At 33.8% G+C, this 15767-nt stretch carries 23 protein-coding genes and 1 tRNA gene; 20 read left to right on the forward strand and 4 right to left on the reverse strand.

The features are described 5' to 3' along the window. The 14 genes from AC6CH4_RS22750 to AC6CH4_RS22815 form a co-directional block, all read left to right on the forward strand. A partial coding sequence (locus tag AC6CH4_RS22750) for a hypothetical protein (RefSeq protein ID WP_498107085.1) occupies positions 1-907 on the forward strand: 907 nt, incomplete at its 5' end. A gap of 3 nt (positions 908-910) precedes the next feature. Beyond that, positions 911-1360 carry an Imm44 family immunity protein gene (locus AC6CH4_RS22755; RefSeq protein WP_498107087.1) on the forward strand — a complete coding sequence of 150 codons (450 nt, stop codon included), beginning with the start codon at positions 911-913 and terminating at the stop codon, positions 1358-1360. A gap of 389 nt (positions 1361-1749) precedes the next feature. After that, positions 1750-2232: a hypothetical protein gene (locus AC6CH4_RS22760; RefSeq protein ID WP_498107089.1), complete on the forward strand. Its 483-nt coding sequence runs from the start codon at positions 1750-1752 to the stop codon at positions 2230-2232. A gap of 315 nt (positions 2233-2547) precedes the next feature. Then, positions 2548-3021 carry a DUF695 domain-containing protein gene (locus tag AC6CH4_RS22765; protein WP_498107091.1) on the forward strand — a complete coding sequence of 158 codons (474 nt, stop codon included), beginning with the start codon at positions 2548-2550 and terminating at the stop codon, positions 3019-3021. Between the two features lie 244 nt (positions 3022-3265). Next, a complete protein-coding gene (locus AC6CH4_RS22770; protein ID WP_498107093.1) occupies positions 3266-3484 on the forward strand; it encodes a hypothetical protein in 219 nt (72 codons plus the stop codon). A gap of 167 nt (positions 3485-3651) precedes the next feature. After that, the gene (locus tag AC6CH4_RS22775) at positions 3652-3798 is read left to right on the forward strand and encodes a hypothetical protein (protein WP_498107095.1); all 147 of its coding nucleotides are present in this window, start codon (positions 3652-3654) and stop codon (positions 3796-3798) included. 106 nt (positions 3799-3904) lie between these two features. After that, positions 3905-4264 (forward strand): hypothetical protein, encoded by a 360-nt coding sequence (locus AC6CH4_RS22780; protein ID WP_498107097.1) that lies wholly within the window; start codon positions 3905-3907, stop codon positions 4262-4264. 435 nt (positions 4265-4699) lie between these two features. Further along, the gene (locus tag AC6CH4_RS22785) at positions 4700-5170 is read left to right on the forward strand and encodes an Imm44 family immunity protein (protein ID WP_498107099.1); all 471 of its coding nucleotides are present in this window, start codon (positions 4700-4702) and stop codon (positions 5168-5170) included. Beyond that, entirely contained in the window at positions 5167-5424 is a 258-nt protein-coding gene (locus AC6CH4_RS22790; RefSeq protein ID WP_498107101.1) for a hypothetical protein, read from the forward strand. Before AC6CH4_RS22785 ends, AC6CH4_RS22790 begins: the two co-directional genes overlap by 4 nt. A gap of 389 nt (positions 5425-5813) precedes the next feature. Beyond that, positions 5814-5987 carry a hypothetical protein gene (locus AC6CH4_RS22795; RefSeq protein WP_498107103.1) on the forward strand — a complete coding sequence of 58 codons (174 nt, stop codon included), beginning with the start codon at positions 5814-5816 and terminating at the stop codon, positions 5985-5987. 200 nt (positions 5988-6187) lie between these two features. Further along, on the forward strand, positions 6188-7708 hold the full coding sequence (locus tag AC6CH4_RS22800; RefSeq protein ID WP_498107105.1) for a putative toxin: 1521 nt from the start codon (positions 6188-6190) through the stop codon (positions 7706-7708). A 10-nt stretch (positions 7709-7718) separates the two neighbouring features. Further along, the gene (locus tag AC6CH4_RS22805) at positions 7719-8417 is read left to right on the forward strand and encodes a HEAT repeat domain-containing protein (protein WP_498107107.1); all 699 of its coding nucleotides are present in this window, start codon (positions 7719-7721) and stop codon (positions 8415-8417) included. Between the two features lie 340 nt (positions 8418-8757). After that, entirely contained in the window at positions 8758-9159 is a 402-nt protein-coding gene (locus tag AC6CH4_RS22810; protein ID WP_498107109.1) for an SMI1/KNR4 family protein, read from the forward strand. A 60-nt stretch (positions 9160-9219) separates the two neighbouring features. Beyond that, positions 9220-9366: a hypothetical protein gene (locus tag AC6CH4_RS22815; RefSeq protein ID WP_498107111.1), complete on the forward strand. Its 147-nt coding sequence runs from the start codon at positions 9220-9222 to the stop codon at positions 9364-9366. A gap of 299 nt (positions 9367-9665) precedes the next feature. Here the strand turns inward: AC6CH4_RS22815 and AC6CH4_RS22820 are convergent, their stop codons facing one another. Then, positions 9666-10052, reverse strand: coding sequence for a helix-turn-helix domain-containing protein (locus AC6CH4_RS22820; protein WP_498107113.1), 387 nt, complete (start codon positions 10050-10052; stop codon positions 9666-9668). A gap of 170 nt (positions 10053-10222) precedes the next feature. Here AC6CH4_RS22820 and AC6CH4_RS22825 point away from each other — a divergent pair, with 170 nt between their 5' ends. The 4 genes from AC6CH4_RS22825 (at position 10223) to AC6CH4_RS22840 (ending at position 13319) form a co-directional block, all read left to right on the forward strand. Next, positions 10223-11059, forward strand: a complete 837-nt coding sequence (locus tag AC6CH4_RS22825; protein WP_498107115.1) for a hypothetical protein — start codon at positions 10223-10225, stop codon at positions 11057-11059. Positions 11060-11075: 16 nt separating this feature from the next. Beyond that, a complete protein-coding gene (locus AC6CH4_RS22830) occupies positions 11076-11429 on the forward strand; it encodes a hypothetical protein (protein WP_498107117.1) in 354 nt (117 codons plus the stop codon). Between the two features lie 167 nt (positions 11430-11596). Next, positions 11597-11875, forward strand: coding sequence for a hypothetical protein (locus AC6CH4_RS22835; RefSeq protein WP_498107119.1), 279 nt, complete (start codon positions 11597-11599; stop codon positions 11873-11875). Next, complete coding sequence (locus AC6CH4_RS22840) at positions 11763-13319, forward strand: recombinase family protein (protein WP_498107303.1); 1557 nt, start codon at positions 11763-11765, stop codon at positions 13317-13319. Before AC6CH4_RS22835 ends, AC6CH4_RS22840 begins: the two co-directional genes overlap by 113 nt. Here the strand turns inward: AC6CH4_RS22840 and AC6CH4_RS22845 are convergent. Continuing rightward, positions 13279-13352 (reverse strand) — tRNA-Met (locus AC6CH4_RS22845). The two genes, AC6CH4_RS22840 and AC6CH4_RS22845, sit on opposite strands and share 41 nt — an antisense overlap. 153 nt (positions 13353-13505) lie before the next feature. On the opposite strand from AC6CH4_RS22845, the gene AC6CH4_RS22850 reads away from it, so the two are divergent. Together AC6CH4_RS22850 and AC6CH4_RS22855 are read left to right on the forward strand one after the other, a co-directional pair. Beyond that, positions 13506-13898, forward strand: a complete 393-nt coding sequence (locus tag AC6CH4_RS22850) for an START-like domain-containing protein (RefSeq protein WP_026984135.1) — start codon at positions 13506-13508, stop codon at positions 13896-13898. Positions 13899-13953: 55 nt separating this feature from the next. Then, positions 13954-14793: an aminotransferase class IV gene (locus AC6CH4_RS22855; RefSeq protein ID WP_498107121.1), complete on the forward strand. Its 840-nt coding sequence runs from the start codon at positions 13954-13956 to the stop codon at positions 14791-14793. On the opposite strand, the gene AC6CH4_RS22860 is transcribed toward AC6CH4_RS22855, so the two are convergent. Both AC6CH4_RS22860 and AC6CH4_RS22865 read right to left on the reverse strand, forming a co-directional pair. Continuing rightward, on the reverse strand, positions 14790-15350 hold the full coding sequence (locus AC6CH4_RS22860; protein WP_026984133.1) for a YqgE/AlgH family protein: 561 nt from the start codon (positions 15348-15350) through the stop codon (positions 14790-14792). The genes AC6CH4_RS22855 and AC6CH4_RS22860 overlap by 4 nt on opposite strands. A gap of 128 nt (positions 15351-15478) precedes the next feature. Continuing rightward, positions 15479-15751, reverse strand: coding sequence for an HU family DNA-binding protein (locus AC6CH4_RS22865; protein ID WP_017498096.1), 273 nt, complete (start codon positions 15749-15751; stop codon positions 15479-15481). Positions 15752-15767: the final 16 nt, after the last annotated feature.

Raw genomic sequence — 15767 nt, forward strand, 5'->3', positions numbered from 1 at the left:
TAAGTATACAGATCCTAGTGGAGAATTTTGGCATATTGTCATTGGCGCGGTAGTAGGTGGTGTTATAAACTGGGGAACTCATGGTTTTCAGTTTAATATGGAAGGCCTTAAAGCCTTTGGTATCGGAGCGGGAGCGGGTGCTTTGGCAACGGTAACAGGCGGGGCGGCTTTTGGACTGGCTGGCGGAGCCGCAGCAGGAGCAGGAGGTTTTGCTGCCGGAGCATTTGGAGCAGGGGTTGGTACGATGTATTCCTCCATGTTTTTAAGTCTGGGAAATAATGCTGCTTTTGGCGATCCTATAATCTCCGGAAGAGAGTTTATTACCGGAATTGGTTTGAGTGCAGTTACTGGAGGCGTATTTAATGGAATTTCAGCACATATAAACGGCAAGACTTTCTGGACTGGAAGCACTCCCAAAATAGCTGTACAGCCTATAACATTATCAAATACGGCTGGACTTGCAGAGGCAAAAGGAGGAGCGAAAATCGAAGCCAAATCAGACCTTAAAATTGCTAACTCTGCTAAAACCACAACTGCCCCGACAACCGAGGGTAATTTGTCAAATAATATTAACATTGATAATGGATATGTAGATACTCGTAAGATTGAAGGGTTTAATAAGATTGTCAATCAAGGGGCAACAAATCTGGATGAAGTTGTAGTACATGGAAATTCATTAAAAAGCCTAAAACCAACTTGGGGATATAAATTATTTAATAATGATGGAACTTTTTTGAAAAATGGGATTACAAATAAGACAGTTCCACAAACGAGATATACAAAAGATTTTATGTCCGATAAGTTTATGGTACCTGTTAAGCAATTCTCAAATAGACTTGAAGCTTGGCAATGGGAGTATCAGCAAAACATAATTCAAAGAGGGCCGTTAAACTTAAATATGCACTAAGATATGAATGATAATATTTTTGGTTGTTTTTTTAAAATAGGATTTGATCCAAATTTAAGCGAGGATGAAGCAATGTTAACAGCAAACACCTTTAGAAGATACATTTGGGGTGATAAAGGCATTAGTGATAATTTAAAAAAGTTAAAATATGGATATTATGGCAAGGATATAGTATTGGCTTTATTTGAATTTAATGTAAAACCAACGCTGATTGAATTACAACATTTAAAAGAAATAGGAAATTATAGGAAGAAAGAAAAATCTATAGGTATACCAATAATAGTAAACGATGAGAATTTTTTTAGCAAAAGCGAATCAGAACGGTATGATTTTTTGAAAAAATCTATTCTTCAAAAACTGGATTTACTTACGGAAGTAGTAAAGCGAAAAAAATTAGATACTAATGTGGAGTTATTAAAATCAGATTTAGTGAATATATTTAATTCATTATGAAAACTTTATTGATAGAGATTTATTTGGATAATCCCCCAGCTAGTCTGAGCATTATATAACATTGGGCTAGCGAGATGCCTCTGGCTCGTGCCCCAGACATTATATTTTGTAAAAATAGATGCAGTAAAATGTTTAGATATGGATTGAGAATGACTAATTCTTAATAAGCGATTTTGCTATCATCTATCTCTATTTGTAAAGGCTGAGTTCTTTTATGGACATAATAGAAAAAAAGCTCCATAGCATTCAAAGTTGGATTCTTAGAAATGTTGTCACAACTGAATATTTTCCTGATCGAGCTTAATTTTAATACCAAAGCTATAGCAGCAGAAAATTATGCGTCAGCTAAAAACTACATCCTGAAAAACAAAACAGAAATTTAATAAACTATGCTTAAATTGTATAAACTAACGGATAATCAACTTCACTATTGGGAAACTTGGGATAAAGACGAAAAAACTGTAATTGTGCATTGGGGTGTTGTTGGACAACGTGGACAAGACAAAGAAGTTAAAGGCGGACTTTTCATAAATTTAAGAAAGATTGTTCAGAAAGAAATTAACGAAAGGCTAAAAGATGGCTACACTGAATTTGACGAAGACAAAGTTTCTTTTTTAGAAATTGAATATAAGATTAACGGTTTTGGGACAGAGCAAGACCTTGAAAAACGACACAGACTTGAAAGTAAACTGGACGGAATATTAGGATGGGCAGGACTTGGTCACACAGACGGGGGAAGTATTGGAAGTGGGACAATGGAAATTGGCTGTATGGTAGTTGATTTTGAAATTGCAAAAAAAGTAATAGAAGTAAATTTAAGAAACACAGAATTTGTCGATTATACAAGAATTTACGAAATGGATAATGAATAAAAAGCCGAACTATAACCCCAGGCTGGTGCGAGCAGAAATAAGTCCAACGACTAGCGCGATGCCTCTGGCTCCCCACAAACGAGGGCAAAGAAGAACAATGTACACTGTACCGTTAAAGTTGACTCTAAGCTGCATTATTGGAAAAGGTAGTGAATACAACCGATGTAGAAATTTTTGATCATATTTTGTTTCGAGACATAAATGCTTATATTAGATCAAAAGGAGAATAACCAATAAAAATTTCAAATAACTGGCATGTATGAAAAATAAGTACATCAAACGAGATCTAAAAGAGGAAAATAAAAAAATACAGTAATGGAAATATTTAATAGCATATTTGGTAAAAAAACGAGAAATAATTCTAACGAAATAATTACAATAATCCCTGAAAATTGGAGTGTCTTAAGTGGAAAAAATGATAAAAATCCAATGTTAATAAGAAAAAATACAGGATTAGAAAAAATATCAGGAAATAAAAACTATTCTCTGAGCTGTGGAATCGCATTTAAACTACTATTTCCTGATCAAAATGGATTACCAAATATTGAAAACGAAACAGAATTAAATGATTTAGAAGATGACATTTTTGAAATGTATGAAACTGATTTAAATTCAATTGTTGCATTAATAATTGCAACTTCTGGATTTAGAGAATTTGTTTTATATTCACAAAATGTGGAAGAGTTTAATTTAAGACTAGAAAAATTAAAAGCTAAATATCCTAAATACGAATTAACAAGCTATAACAAAAACGATGAAAATTGGGAAACCTATAAGTCGTTTAAATAAAACAGCATTGCTAATAAAGTTTTTGGGTTCTCGGAGCGAAGTGCAAAATTTATTAGAAGTTTTTCAACTGAAATTGCGTTTTAACTAAACGTTTTGACTTCGAAAGCAGACCAGAACATAAAATCGGAAACATTTTTAGCATGCCTGCTTTTGGATTGGCTGGAGGAGCTGCCTCAGGAACAGGAGGTTGCTGCCGAGCATTCGGTGCCGGCTTGGGTACCTATATTCTTCCATGTTTTTGAGTTTGGCAAATAATCTTGCCTTTGGAGATCCTATAATATCCGGAAGAGATTTTATTACTGGAATTGCCTTTGGATCAATTACCGGAGGAATAATAAATGGAATTTCAGCAAATATAAACGATAAGACTTTCTGGTCAGGAAGTACTCCTAGAATCTCTGTACAGCCCATGACATTAAACAGCACGGCTGGGCTGGCAGAAACCAAAGGGGGGCTAAGATAGAAACCAAAACAGACCTTAAAATTGCGAACTCTGCTAAAACCACGACTGCCCCGACAACTGAAGGCAATTTATCAAAAAACATTAATATTGATAGTGGATATGTAGATACTCGTAAAATTGAAGGGTTTAATAAAATTGCTAATTCAAAAATAGAAGTTTATGAAACCTTGCAAGAAAAATTTGGAGATAGTTATAAATCCTTTATTGCTGCAAAAGGTGAATATATAGATATCAAATATGGTCAGAATTTAAATACTGCTTCTGAAGGCGTATGGACTAAAGTTTATGAAGCTGGTTTTTTAAATGGGAATTAAGGTAGAGGTTCATTACTTCTATAATAGTACAACATAGCAATATGGGAACCCATATATTCAATCTGGTAAATGGTCATCGAGCGTTTTGAAAATAAAATAGTAGTATATGAATATAGAAATTTTAGAAAATAAACTTGAGAATGTTAAAAATAAACAAATTTTTAACATTCTCAAGTTTATAATAGAAGCTATAAGAGATTATCCTGTTTATGAACTTGATGATACTGAATTATATTTTTGCACTGTGAAAAAGCTTTTAGATGTAGATGAAATAACTCTAGATGACATAGATAAATTTTTAAGGTATAACCGAGAAGTAATTGAAAATAAAATTTGGATTAATACTTCTTTATCTTCTTTATGTGAGGCTTTTGAATTGATGAAACTTAATGGTATTGCTTTTAGCGAAATTGTCGACATAATTAACAATTTAAACAAAGATAGACGCGAATCATTAGATTACTAGCGGGGAGGAATGTAACCAGTCAATAAATTTAATGTTAAAATTGCTACCACGTTAAACGACAACAGTCTAGACAACAGAGGGTAATTTAATAAAAAACATTAATATTGATAACGGTTATGTAGATACTAGTAAAATTGAAGGGTTTAATAAAATTGTAGATCAGGGAGTTAATATTCTGGATGCAGTTGTTGTCCATGGAAATTCATTAAAAAGTCTATAACCAACTTGGGGGTACAAATTATTTAACAATGATGGAACTTTTTTGAAAAATGGGATTACAAATAAACTAATTCCTGAAACGAGGTATTCTAGGACTTTTATGTCGGACAAAACAATGGATGCTTTTCCATTTCCTAATAGACTTGAAGCTTATCGATGGGAATACCAACAAAATTTAATTCAACGAGGTCCATTAAATCTAAATATGCATTAAAAATGATAAATAATAATGAAAATATACTAGGCTGCTATGTTTCGGTTACACAGGCATCTCCAAGCTCTGATCAACAAATAAAGGATTTAGCTACTGAACAAGGAAAATTGTTTAGAGAATATATATGGGGTGAAGAAGGCATTTGTAATGTTGCTAAACAGCTAAAGCATAAAAATTACGGAGAGGATGTAGTATTGGCTTTATTTCAATTCTATGTAAATCCTATACCAATTATGGAGCAAAATTTGAAAGAAGTAGAATCTTATCGAAAAAATGAAAAGTCAATTGGTATACCAATAATTGTAAACCATGAGAATTTCTTTAGTAAAAGCGAATCAGAGCGTTATGATTTTTTAAAAGTCTCTATTTTGCAAAAACTAGATTTGCTTGCAGAGGTAGTAAAAAAGAAAAAACTGGATACTAACATGGATTTGTTGAAATCTGATTTAAATTATATTTTCAAAGAAATATGAAAACGTTATTGATAGAAATTTATTTAAATGATATTATAGAAAAATCTGATTTAGAGCTTCGTCAAATTATCGTAGGTACAATAGAGCAAAGGGGTTTAGGAGAAGTTGTAGAAGAAACCTCTTCTCCCCTTATGTTGGAAATTGTTATTGAGGTACAAGAAAATAAAGGAATTAATGACGATTTAATAAGTTTACTATTGTCTTTAGGATTTGTTAATTTTAAAGTACAGGATATTTCGATAGATCAGGAATAATGGTAAGTATAAAGAGTCCTAATCCAAACGGTACAGTTGTAAATAGAATTTTGATGACACTGGAGCTATTTAAAAGTTAAATAATTTTACTGTTCTTGACAGTGTATGACATGAAAGTTTGCAAAGCGTCGGACTTATCAAAATAAATGGTTGCTTGTATTATGCCAAATTGTACCGTTTTTCAGCCAATAATTTACTATTTGATTAGGGATCCTTGGCTTTCCTTTAACAGGACCTTAAGACCTTTGGTATCGGAGCGGAAGCTGGTGCTTTGGCAACGGTAACAGGCGGGGCGGCTTTTGGACTGGCCGGTGGAGCTGCTGCAGATGCAGGAGGTTTTGCTGCGGGGCATTTAGAGCCGGTGTGGGTACGATGTATCTTCCATGTTTTTGAATTTAGCAAATAATGCTGCCTTTGGAGATCCTATAATATCCGGAAGAGATTTTATTGCTGGAATTGCTATTGCCTCATTAACAGGAGGAATAACAAACGGAATCTCAGTAATTATAAATGGCAAGACTTTCTGGTCAGGAAACACTCCTAAAATCTCTGTACAACCGTAACATTAAACAGCACGGCTGGGCTGGCAGAAACCAAAGGAGGGGCTAAGATAGAAACCAAAACAGACCTTAAAATTGCCAATACTGCTAAAACCACAACTGCCCCGACATCTGAAGCTAACTCAATAGCGGCACAAACATCCACTGGCCATGCTGCGTCTGTCCTGGGACTCAATATTACCTACAATGCGTTTAAAAGTCCGGTGACCATTGAGGAGAAAGGAAACGATGATAATTATATAGATAAAATAAGTTTTACCTATAACGAAGACAATTACCGTAGTGTCATGTTTTATGGCGGGACACAGAGCGAAAAAGAAAAGCGCCCTTTGCGAAAATTCTATTCTGGTGATGGCACCATGGAGATTAAGCAAAACATCGAAACAGGAAAAACAGAATTTTTGACCTACATTGGCGGTGACGGATACTCGGCGCCATTAGTATTAAAAAGCGATGGCACATCCCAAAATTATTTATATTTACACTGGGATTACCAGGGTTCGATCCTGGCTGTTACCGATGAGAAGGGAGCCGTTCTGGAAACGCGTCTTTTTGATGCCTGGGGAGCGATTGTAGAAGTGCGGGATGGTGCTGGTAAAACCCTGAGCGGTCTTACTATTCTTGACAGGGGCTACACGGGGCATGAACATTTGCAGAGCGTAGGGCTTATCAACATGAATGGCCGTTTATATGACCCCAAACTGCATCGTTTTTTGCAGCCGGATAACTTTGTACAGGAACCCTTTAATGCCCAAAATTATAACAGGTATGGGTATGTTTTAAATAATCCATTTAAGTACACCGATTATAGTGGTGAATGGGCTGGATGGGCTGATTTGTTTGCAGCAGCTATAGGAGGCTTGGTTAATTGGGGAACTCATGGTTTTCAATTTAATGGAAAAGGTCTTTCTTACTTTGGTACTGGAGCAGCTGCCGGAGTGGCAACCTTGTATGGCGGACCTTATGCTGGTGCGGCTGTGCTTGGTGTAGGAAACAGTGTCATTGATCAGGTATCGACAACTGGAAGGATAGAACTAGGGCAGCTTATAGGTGATACCGCAATAAGTGTAGGAACTACCTACCTTGGAGGCCAACTCACACAAGGATTATCGCCCTATATAGATAATACTGTTGGTCAGGTCGTCAAAAATTCAATATTAAAAGAATCCATTAGCCAGGGTGTAACAAACTCTGTTGGAGGTTTTGTTTTGGGTACGACAATTGCCGGAGCAAGCGGCGCCTCTGTTAATGATGCCCTAAGCAGTGGCTGGACACAGGCAAAAATTGGTTTTGCCATGGGGTCAGTGAATGGGTTTATTAGTGGTTATGTTGCTGTAAAGGCAAAAACGGTGGCTAACCCGAATAATGCTACACAAACACAGGCAGAGTCGACAGCTCCAAAAAATATGGAAGCTGTCAGAGCAGCAGGAGTCGCAGGCGAGAATGCGGCGGGGATAGATCCAAATGTACAAAAAACACCTATTACAGTTAATGGAAATACTAGAATCCCTGATGCTTTGGATCATCGAACTCAAATTTTAACAGAAGTAAAAAATGTAAAACAGCAAAGTTTTACTAGACAATTAAGAGATTTTCATCAATATTCTATAGATAATGGATATAAAATGCATTTGTATCTACCTATCAATACACCTGTTACAGGTCCATTGCAACAGCAATTTAATAACGGAACAATAATTCGAATCAATCTCAATTTAAAATAAAATCAAAGTTATGACAGAATTAGAAAAATTGCAAAAAAGGTTTGCTGAATTAGTAAATAGACCTAGAACAGAAGCTGAAACAGAAGAACTAGAATTGCTATCTGAGAAAATGAAACTGGAATGGGCTAAATTTGAGATTGAATTAGTATTGGAATTGAAAGAGAAAGGGAATTCTATTATGTCTGTCTGGGACTTAGTGAATACCAAAACGACATATCCTGCTGGAACGGTAGATATTTTAATCAAGCACATGGCTATAGATTATCATGATACTATAAAAGAGGGTATAGTAAGGGCATTAATCGTTAAAGAAGCCAAAGGTATTGCAGTACCCTCCTTAATAAAACAATATGAAAGAACACCTGAGAGTAAATTTAATTTTCGATGGATAATTGGTTATGCAATCGGAGTATTAATAACTAAAGAATATGTTGATTGGGTTATTGCCACAGTTCTGGACAAAAGTAACGGAGGGAGTCGTAGCGGTATGTTAGTTCCTCTTGTAAAGGTGAAAACAGAGAAGGCAGAGGCTGTTTTGTTACAAGTACTGGATGAAGAAAACCCTGGTCCAGGTATGGTTTATCAAGCCATGGAGGGTTTAGGCAAATTAAAGTCTTATCTGGCAAAAGAGAAGCTAAGCACTTTTTTAAATCATCCTAACAAAGAATATCGGAAAAACGCTCAAAAGGCATTGCAGAAAATTGGATAATGGAATTCACTTCTGGCTGAGCCACCAATTACAAATATAGTATCAATGGAAAATCCATTGATTGGTCTGGTTATCCAGAAGGAGAGTTGAAACCTACAGGAAGTTTGAAAATATTAGAAGGAGATGAATATTCAACTTCAAGAAATTCTGCAAATTTAATTAATACATCATTAAGACGTTCCAATCCAGAGTTTTTTAAAGGACTTGAGATTCATGAGATACAACCAGTAAATTTAATGGGAGTCCTACAGATTTTTTAAATAAATTGTTTCTAACTCCGCAAGAGCATCGAGTATTTAACTCTTTTTGGCTTAAGCAACAATATAAAAATAGATAGATTATGGACAATGAAATAGAAAGAATTATTCAAAAATTGAATAGAAATATAAAAACAAGTTTAAAGGAGTATGAAAGCTTTATTAAATCACTCAATTTTGATGTTGATAAAGATTTTATAGAATTTTATAAATTATATGATGGAGGAGAAGGATTTCTCGGATCAGATAATTATTTACAATTGTGGACAATAAATGATATTGTTGCTTTAAATCCTTATTATGTAGATATGAAAGAGTGCGAAAAATTATATTTCTTCGGATCGGATGGTTCTAATCTTGGTTTCGCTTTCAATATAGAAAATCATGAAATTGTATGTATTGATTTTTTAGAAATATCATTAATAGATCCAAAATATATTTCAGACACTTTTTTTGGTTTTTTAAAGAAAATGAATAATGATTAAAATATATACAAATAATTTTGCTCTTTATTAGTTTTAATGCTGGAGCCAGTTTAAATGTTGATGGTAAAGTTGGTGATGTTGCTTTTGGTGCAAGTTTTAGATTTGGATACAATTCTGGAACCAGTTACGGTTGCACCGGTTTTTTCGGCTTATCCAACTATTTCTGAAAATCCAAATATAGTTTTATTGGCATTAAATGTTATTTAAAACAAAATCAACAGTCTCTTTTTTATGGTCAGGAGAAGTTGAAAAAGAATTCAGATAAAAATCCTTATTTTCATCTGTAATATGAATGATTTCAGTAAAACCTTTAGTAATTAAACTTCCTTTTAGGTTTAATATTTAAGCTCATTAGTTCTGTCAATTTCCTTTTTCATTCTGAGTTTTATAGGTTTATCCATTGTATCAGTTTTTTAGCAATGTTATGCTTTAAAATAATAATGCTCTAAAACAAGAAAGAGACTCATAAAGAGCCTCTTTTTTGGAATTAATATATCTTTTAAAGGTTATTTTCCGTTTAATAATTTTTCCAAATACTCTACTTTTTCTTTTTCGGCTTTTAATAAACGTTCGTATAATTCAAGAATTTTATCTAATGGATTAATTGAGCATAAATAATTATTGTTATTTGAACTACTATCAGTAAATGTGTTGTTAATAATATTAAACACTGCTTCTTCATTAAATTGTTTAATTCCTTCTGAAGTCACATTTAATGCATTAGAAATTTTTTCTAAAAGAGCTTCCTCTATTGTCTCGCTTCCTTCAATATTAGAAACAGACTGTTGGCTTACACCAATAGCAATTGCTAAAGCTTCCTGCTTCATTCCTCTAAGTTCTCTGATTCGGCTTATATTTCTTCCAATATGTTTTGGTTTTGTATCTGTGTTCATAGTTCAAAGATATTTAAAATTCCTTAAATTTTTATGTTTTGGTAAAATACAATCCTCATTTGTATTATACAATTCCCTTTAGTTCGGTACGGTACAATCAATTGTTTACTTGCTGTGTATTAAACAAAAATACAATTTTTCAGACAAGTATTAATTAAAAAAGTAAAATTATGAAAACAATTGACAGTGCAGGATTGCAATTAATCACGAGCGTTATTATCGAAAGAATCTCAACAAGCGGTATTTACTGCTTTGGAGAAAAAAAGAAAACTCAGGCAGTTCAGAATCCATTTCAGGAATCTTTGTCCAAATACAAAGAGCACACACATTTTTATTTATTGGTCATTACTAATGAAATTATTGAAAATGCTTCATGTGATATAGCCGATACAATTAAGACAAAAACAGACGGACGTTATACTGTTACTCTATTTCTTCATAAAACTACGTCAGTAAGATTTTTAGCACCCCATAAAATGTTTTTCTTTCATGAAGTATTAACTAAAAGCCAGATGGTTTATAAACATGTCAATGTTCCTCCGAATATTGCCTTTGATGAAATACCTATACGCAATCTGGAATCCATGCGCTCACATTGGAATAACCGCAAAAGAATTGCTGAGGTTTATCTTGAAAGTGAAAATCAGATTGACGGGCATGATACGGAACTTATTCAGGAAGCAATGATGCACACTGCTGTTGAGCAATTATGTTTAGGGTTGATTGATATTTTTCTTGGGTATAATCCCAATCATTTCTCTATTGCATATTTATTTGACCTGTGTGAAATTTTCACAGACTTAACTTCTGAGATATTTCCCCGAAATACACAGGAAGATAAAAAGCTATTTGATCTTATAAAAGCACATCCAAGCAAACTACGTTGGGCTAACCTAAAAACTATTAACTTTCTTCATGCAGAATTGTTAAAGAAAAGATGTAATCTCTTTCAACAGAAAGCAGTTGAGCTGGGAGAAACAGAGCTAAAACGCTTGGAAAGTTTATAACTCAAAACCTAAAGCTATGGAAACAGAAGAAAAAGAATTACAGGAAGCTTTTTTTGAGCATATTGGTAAAATTCGGTATTTCAACAAACTTAAAGAAGTTGAAGGAAAAGACAATCAGTTTACTGTTGATGTGAAGGTGTCTGGTTTTACCGAACTGAATTTAATGGTTTGTGATATACTTAAAGTTTGTGTACTGGCACTAGAGAATGAACCTCCTTATGTCTCATCTTTGATTCTCAATCCTGAGATAAATGTTTTAGGGCTTCTTGAACTGGCGCTTCAGTTAATGCCAGACGAGCTTGAACTTCTTGACGAACTTCATCAGGCACATCTGAAAATAAAAATGCTAAAGAGTGAAGAGGTATCATAGGTATATTTTGCGTATGTAAAAGAGAAAATTACCATCTATCTTTATTGTTTTTCGCATCAAATTTTGACAAGGATAAAATGAAAAGTACAATTTAACTTTATGATAGTGAATGGATGTTGAACAAAAAGACCGATATCGGTCTTTTTTTAATGGAAAGGATTTGTAAAATGGGAAATGAAGATGAGAATGAAAGAGGGAAATTAACGGCAAAGCAAGCATTAAAAATGCTAAAGGATGAGAATTTAGAGGTAACTCTGGAACAAGGCGATAAAATATTAGAATTTTTACGAATGCTTGCCAGAATTACAGTTTCAAATTATTTAAACAAAAAAGATGAAAAAGATTGCGGATTTATACGTGAGAGTGAGTACAGACGAGCAGGCAGACAGAGGTTATTCACAAAGAAACCAAGAAGAGGTTTTAAGAAAATATTGTCAAATCAATGACATTGTAATAAGGGATGTTATTTATGAAGATCATTCCGCTAAAACATTTATTAGGCCCCAATGGAATAAGCTACTAGATAAATTGAGAAAAAATAAAAACAAAACAGATTTGGTTTTATTTACAAAATGGGATCGTTTTAGCAGAAATGCAGGTGATGCATATCAAATGATAAATGTACTAAGAAAACTTGGCGTCGAGCCACAAGGAATTGAACAGCCTTTGGATTTATCTATTCCTGAAAATAAGATGATGCTTGCTTTTTATTTAGCGGCACCAGAAGTTGAGAATGATAGAAGGGCTTTAAATACATTTCATGGAATGAGAAGAGCGAGAAAAGAAGGACGATATATGGGGCTTGCTCCATCAGGGTATATTAATAGAATTCGTGAGGATGGTACAAAATATATTGCTTTCGACGAACCAGAAGCTTCCATTATTAAATGGGCATTTGTAGAACTTGCAAAAGGAGTGTTTAATACGGAGCAGATATTTTATAAAGCAAAAAAAAGAGGTCTGAAATGTTCAAGGAATAATTTTTGGAGGTTGATCCGTAATCCAGTTTACTGCGGGAAAATTGCGGTGCCAAAATATAAAGATGAAGAAGCTAGATGTGTAGCTGGGCAACATAAGGCTTTAATTACAGAAGCTCTTTTTAATGAAGTTCAAGAGGTGCTTGACGGAAGAGGAAGAAACTTTCGTCCTAAGATTGTTACGAAGGAACCCTTTCCTTTGAGAGGATTTTTTATGTGCCCTGAATGTAATAAGATTCTAACAGGAAGTATTTCCAAAGGAAGAAATAGTTATTATGCTTATTATCATTGTTCTGCTGGATGTAAGTTTAGGATTAATGCAGATAATGCGAATGCAGTTTTTATGGACAATCTTAAAATGTATATTCCAATTACCGAAATAGGTAATGTGTATAATAAATTAATTATTGAAGCATACAAAGAGAGTGATAAAACGAATGCGGATTATAAACTAAAGATAGTTGAAGAAATAAATGATTATAAAAAGAGGATCGCCTATATCAGAGATTTATTGTCAAAAAAACAAATAGAAGTGTCAGATTACACCGAAATGAACTCAAATTATAAAAATGAAATCATCAAACTGGAGCAAAAATTATCAAACTTAAATGAAAGTGGTCAGGATGTAAAGGATTTATTGAGTAGAGGTGTATTAAAGCTTCTTGAGCTTAATCAATGCTTTAAAGACGGGGGATGGATAGGGTGTCGGGAACTAATTGGTTCGATATTTCCAGAAAATTTCACTATCGTTAAAAACACGTTTCGAACCGCTCGAGTAAATGAAGTTTTGGAGCTAATCTATGTGATTAACAGTGTGTTATTTGAAAATAAAAACGGGATAAAGGAAGATTTTACTTCTTTATCCCGTCAAGTAGCGAGGACGGGAGTTGAACCCGTGACCTCAGGGTTATGAATCCTGCGCTCTAACCAACTGAGCTACCTCGCCAAGATTGCAAGCGAACCGTGTTCCTCATTGCGGGTGCAAATATAAAAATATTATTAGAGCTTACAAGCATAAAATGAAGAAAAAAAAATATTTTTAAAAATGCATTGTTTTTGGACATATATTCTTATATTTCGAAAAAATTAAAAGTAGCACATGGATCCAAAAATACGTTACGAAATCGAGTTTCCTATAAATTCTTCGCCGCAATTATTATATCAATATATATCAACACCTTCAGGTTTGTCAGAATGGTTTGCAGACAATGTAAATTCAAGAGGCGAATTCTTTACCTTCATCTGGAATGACTCGCAGGAAAAAGCGCGTTTGGCTTCTAAAAAAACGGGAGAAAAAGTCAAATTCAAATGGGTTGACGAAAGCAGTAAGGATACTGAGTATTTTTTTGAATTGCATATTTTAGTTGATGAATTAACTAAAGATGTATCATTAATGGTAGTTGATTTCGCTGAAAAAGAAGAAGTAGGAGAAGCTAAACAATTGTGGGAGAATCAGATTTCAGACCTGAAACATCTTATAGGTTCTGTTTAGTAAAAGTCTATTTTATACCTTATATTTGCCCTGAACAAAATTCAGGGCTTTTTTTATGATCAATTTTAATGGAAACATAGCAGCGGAAAACGATAATGTATTAACTCAAAATCGCGCTTTTTTGTATGGTGATGGTGTTTTTGAAACACTGAAAATAATCAATAACAAAATTCTGTTTCTGGAAGATCATTATTTCCGATTAATGGCTTCGATGCGTGTAGTTAGAATGGAAATTCCAATGAACTTTACAATGGAGTTCTTCGAAGAACAAGTTTTAAAATTAGTTCAGGAAAAAGAAATTTTCGCTTCTGCCAGAGCCCGAATTACTGTTTTTAGAAACGATGGCGGTTTATATTTGCCAAAAACTAATGAAGTCTCCTATTTAATTCATGCAATCCCGCTTGATAATACTTCTTATACATTAAATACGGCTGAATATGAAGTCGATTTGTATAAAGATTTCTACGTGACCAAACAATTATTATCGTCGATTAAAACGACGAATAAAATGATAAACGTGACTGGAAGTATTTTTGCTCACGAAAATGGTTTGGCAAATTGTCTTTTAGTAAACGACACGAAAAATGTGGTTGAAGGTTTACAGGGTAATTTATTTATGCTGATAGGTAAAAAACTAATAACACCTCCAATTTCTGAAGGATGTCTGAATGGAATAATGCGTAAACAAATTTTAGCTTTAGCTAAGAAGCTTGAAGACATAGAAGTACTGGAAGAAATAATTTCGCCATTTGATCTTCAAAAAGCTGACGAATTATTTCTCACGAATGTAATCACAGGAATACAACCGATAACCAAATATCGGAAAAAGGAGTTTACAAATGATCTGGCGCATTTATTAGTGCAAAAACTAAATGAATCCATTTCTGAAAATTAATTCAGATACGGATTCTCTGGTGCATTTGACCATATAAGGTAATCACCGCCAAGCTCAATAATTTGCTCTTTCCAGAAATGTGTGGTAGACTTACCAATAATTTTGTTTTTATAACTATTATCAGTAATGATCCAGGAGTTTCCCTGCATTTCACTCTCGAGCTGATTTTCGTCCCAACCGGTATATCCTAAGAAAAAACGAATATTATTTTTGCTAATAGATCCGTCGTTTATTAAGTCTTTAGTAGATTCGAAATCACCTCCCCAATAAATTCCATTAGAAATCTCAACACTATTCGGGATTAACTCTGGAATATTGTGAATGAAATAAAGGTTGTCTTGTTCTACAGGGCCTCCGTTATATATCTTGAAAGTGGCGTCAATTTCAGGTATTAGATCATTAATAGTGTATTTTAATGGTTTATTAATGATAAAACCTATTGATCCTTCTTTGTTATGGTCTGCTAATAAAATTACCGATCTATTAAATGATAAATCTCCAATTATAGAAGGTTCGGCAATAAGCAGGTGTCCTTTTTTTAATTTTTCTGAAATCATACGGCTACAATTTTTATTAAATTTAGTCATAAAATTTTTAAAAACCCAAATAAAATCGATAAACCGCACAAAAAAACCCTCCATGGGAGGGTTTTAATTATATTATAAGTTTAGAGAACTTTTCTTACTTAGTTCACTGCACCTTCTAATTCAGCTCCAGCTTTGAATTTTACAACATTCTTAGCAGCGATTTGAATAGTTTTTCCTGTTTGAGGGTTTCTACCGTCTCTAGCAGCTCTAGCAGATACTGACCAAGATCCAAAACCTACTAATGAAACTCTACCACCTTTTTTCAAAGTAGCTCCTACGTTTCCTAAAAATGATTCTAAAGCCAATTTTGCCGCAGCTTTTGTGATTCCTGCATCAGCAGCGATAGCATCGATTAATTCTGATTTGTTCATAATAATTAGTTATTAA

This window comes from Flavobacterium sp. GQ95 (assembly GCF_059758655.1).

What these genes read in the sequence shown, in the direction of transcription:
- AC6CH4_RS22855 (WP_498107121.1), top strand. Translation starts at nt 13,954, where the DNA reads ATGATCAATTTTAATGGAAACATAGCAGCGGAAAACGATAATGTATTA.
- AC6CH4_RS22810 (WP_498107109.1), top strand. Translation starts at nt 8,758, where the DNA reads ATGGACAATGAAATAGAAAGAATTATTCAAAAATTGAATAGAAATATA.
- AC6CH4_RS22765 (WP_498107091.1), top strand. Translation starts at nt 2,548, where the DNA reads ATGGAAATATTTAATAGCATATTTGGTAAAAAAACGAGAAATAATTCT.
- AC6CH4_RS22780 (WP_498107097.1), top strand. Translation starts at nt 3,905, where the DNA reads ATGAATATAGAAATTTTAGAAAATAAACTTGAGAATGTTAAAAATAAA.
- AC6CH4_RS22840 (WP_498107303.1), top strand. Translation starts at nt 11,763, where the DNA reads ATGAAAAAGATTGCGGATTTATACGTGAGAGTGAGTACAGACGAGCAG.
- AC6CH4_RS22820 (WP_498107113.1), bottom strand. Translation starts at nt 10,052, where the DNA reads ATGAACACAGATACAAAACCAAAACATATTGGAAGAAATATAAGCCGA.
- AC6CH4_RS22825 (WP_498107115.1), top strand. Translation starts at nt 10,223, where the DNA reads ATGAAAACAATTGACAGTGCAGGATTGCAATTAATCACGAGCGTTATT.
- AC6CH4_RS22815 (WP_498107111.1), top strand. Translation starts at nt 9,220, where the DNA reads ATGGTAAAGTTGGTGATGTTGCTTTTGGTGCAAGTTTTAGATTTGGAT.
- AC6CH4_RS22835 (WP_498107119.1), top strand. Translation starts at nt 11,597, where the DNA reads ATGGGAAATGAAGATGAGAATGAAAGAGGGAAATTAACGGCAAAGCAA.
- AC6CH4_RS22760 (WP_498107089.1), top strand. Translation starts at nt 1,750, where the DNA reads ATGCTTAAATTGTATAAACTAACGGATAATCAACTTCACTATTGGGAA.
- AC6CH4_RS22850 (WP_026984135.1), top strand. Translation starts at nt 13,506, where the DNA reads ATGGATCCAAAAATACGTTACGAAATCGAGTTTCCTATAAATTCTTCG.
- AC6CH4_RS22785 (WP_498107099.1), top strand. Translation starts at nt 4,700, where the DNA reads ATGATAAATAATAATGAAAATATACTAGGCTGCTATGTTTCGGTTACA.
- AC6CH4_RS22755 (WP_498107087.1), top strand. Translation starts at nt 911, where the DNA reads ATGAATGATAATATTTTTGGTTGTTTTTTTAAAATAGGATTTGATCCA.
- AC6CH4_RS22860 (WP_026984133.1), bottom strand. Translation starts at nt 15,350, where the DNA reads ATGATTTCAGAAAAATTAAAAAAAGGACACCTGCTTATTGCCGAACCT.
- AC6CH4_RS22830 (WP_498107117.1), top strand. Translation starts at nt 11,076, where the DNA reads ATGGAAACAGAAGAAAAAGAATTACAGGAAGCTTTTTTTGAGCATATT.
- AC6CH4_RS22805 (WP_498107107.1), top strand. Translation starts at nt 7,719, where the DNA reads ATGACAGAATTAGAAAAATTGCAAAAAAGGTTTGCTGAATTAGTAAAT.
- AC6CH4_RS22790 (WP_498107101.1), top strand. Translation starts at nt 5,167, where the DNA reads ATGAAAACGTTATTGATAGAAATTTATTTAAATGATATTATAGAAAAA.
- AC6CH4_RS22865 (WP_017498096.1), bottom strand. Translation starts at nt 15,751, where the DNA reads ATGAACAAATCAGAATTAATCGATGCTATCGCTGCTGATGCAGGAATC.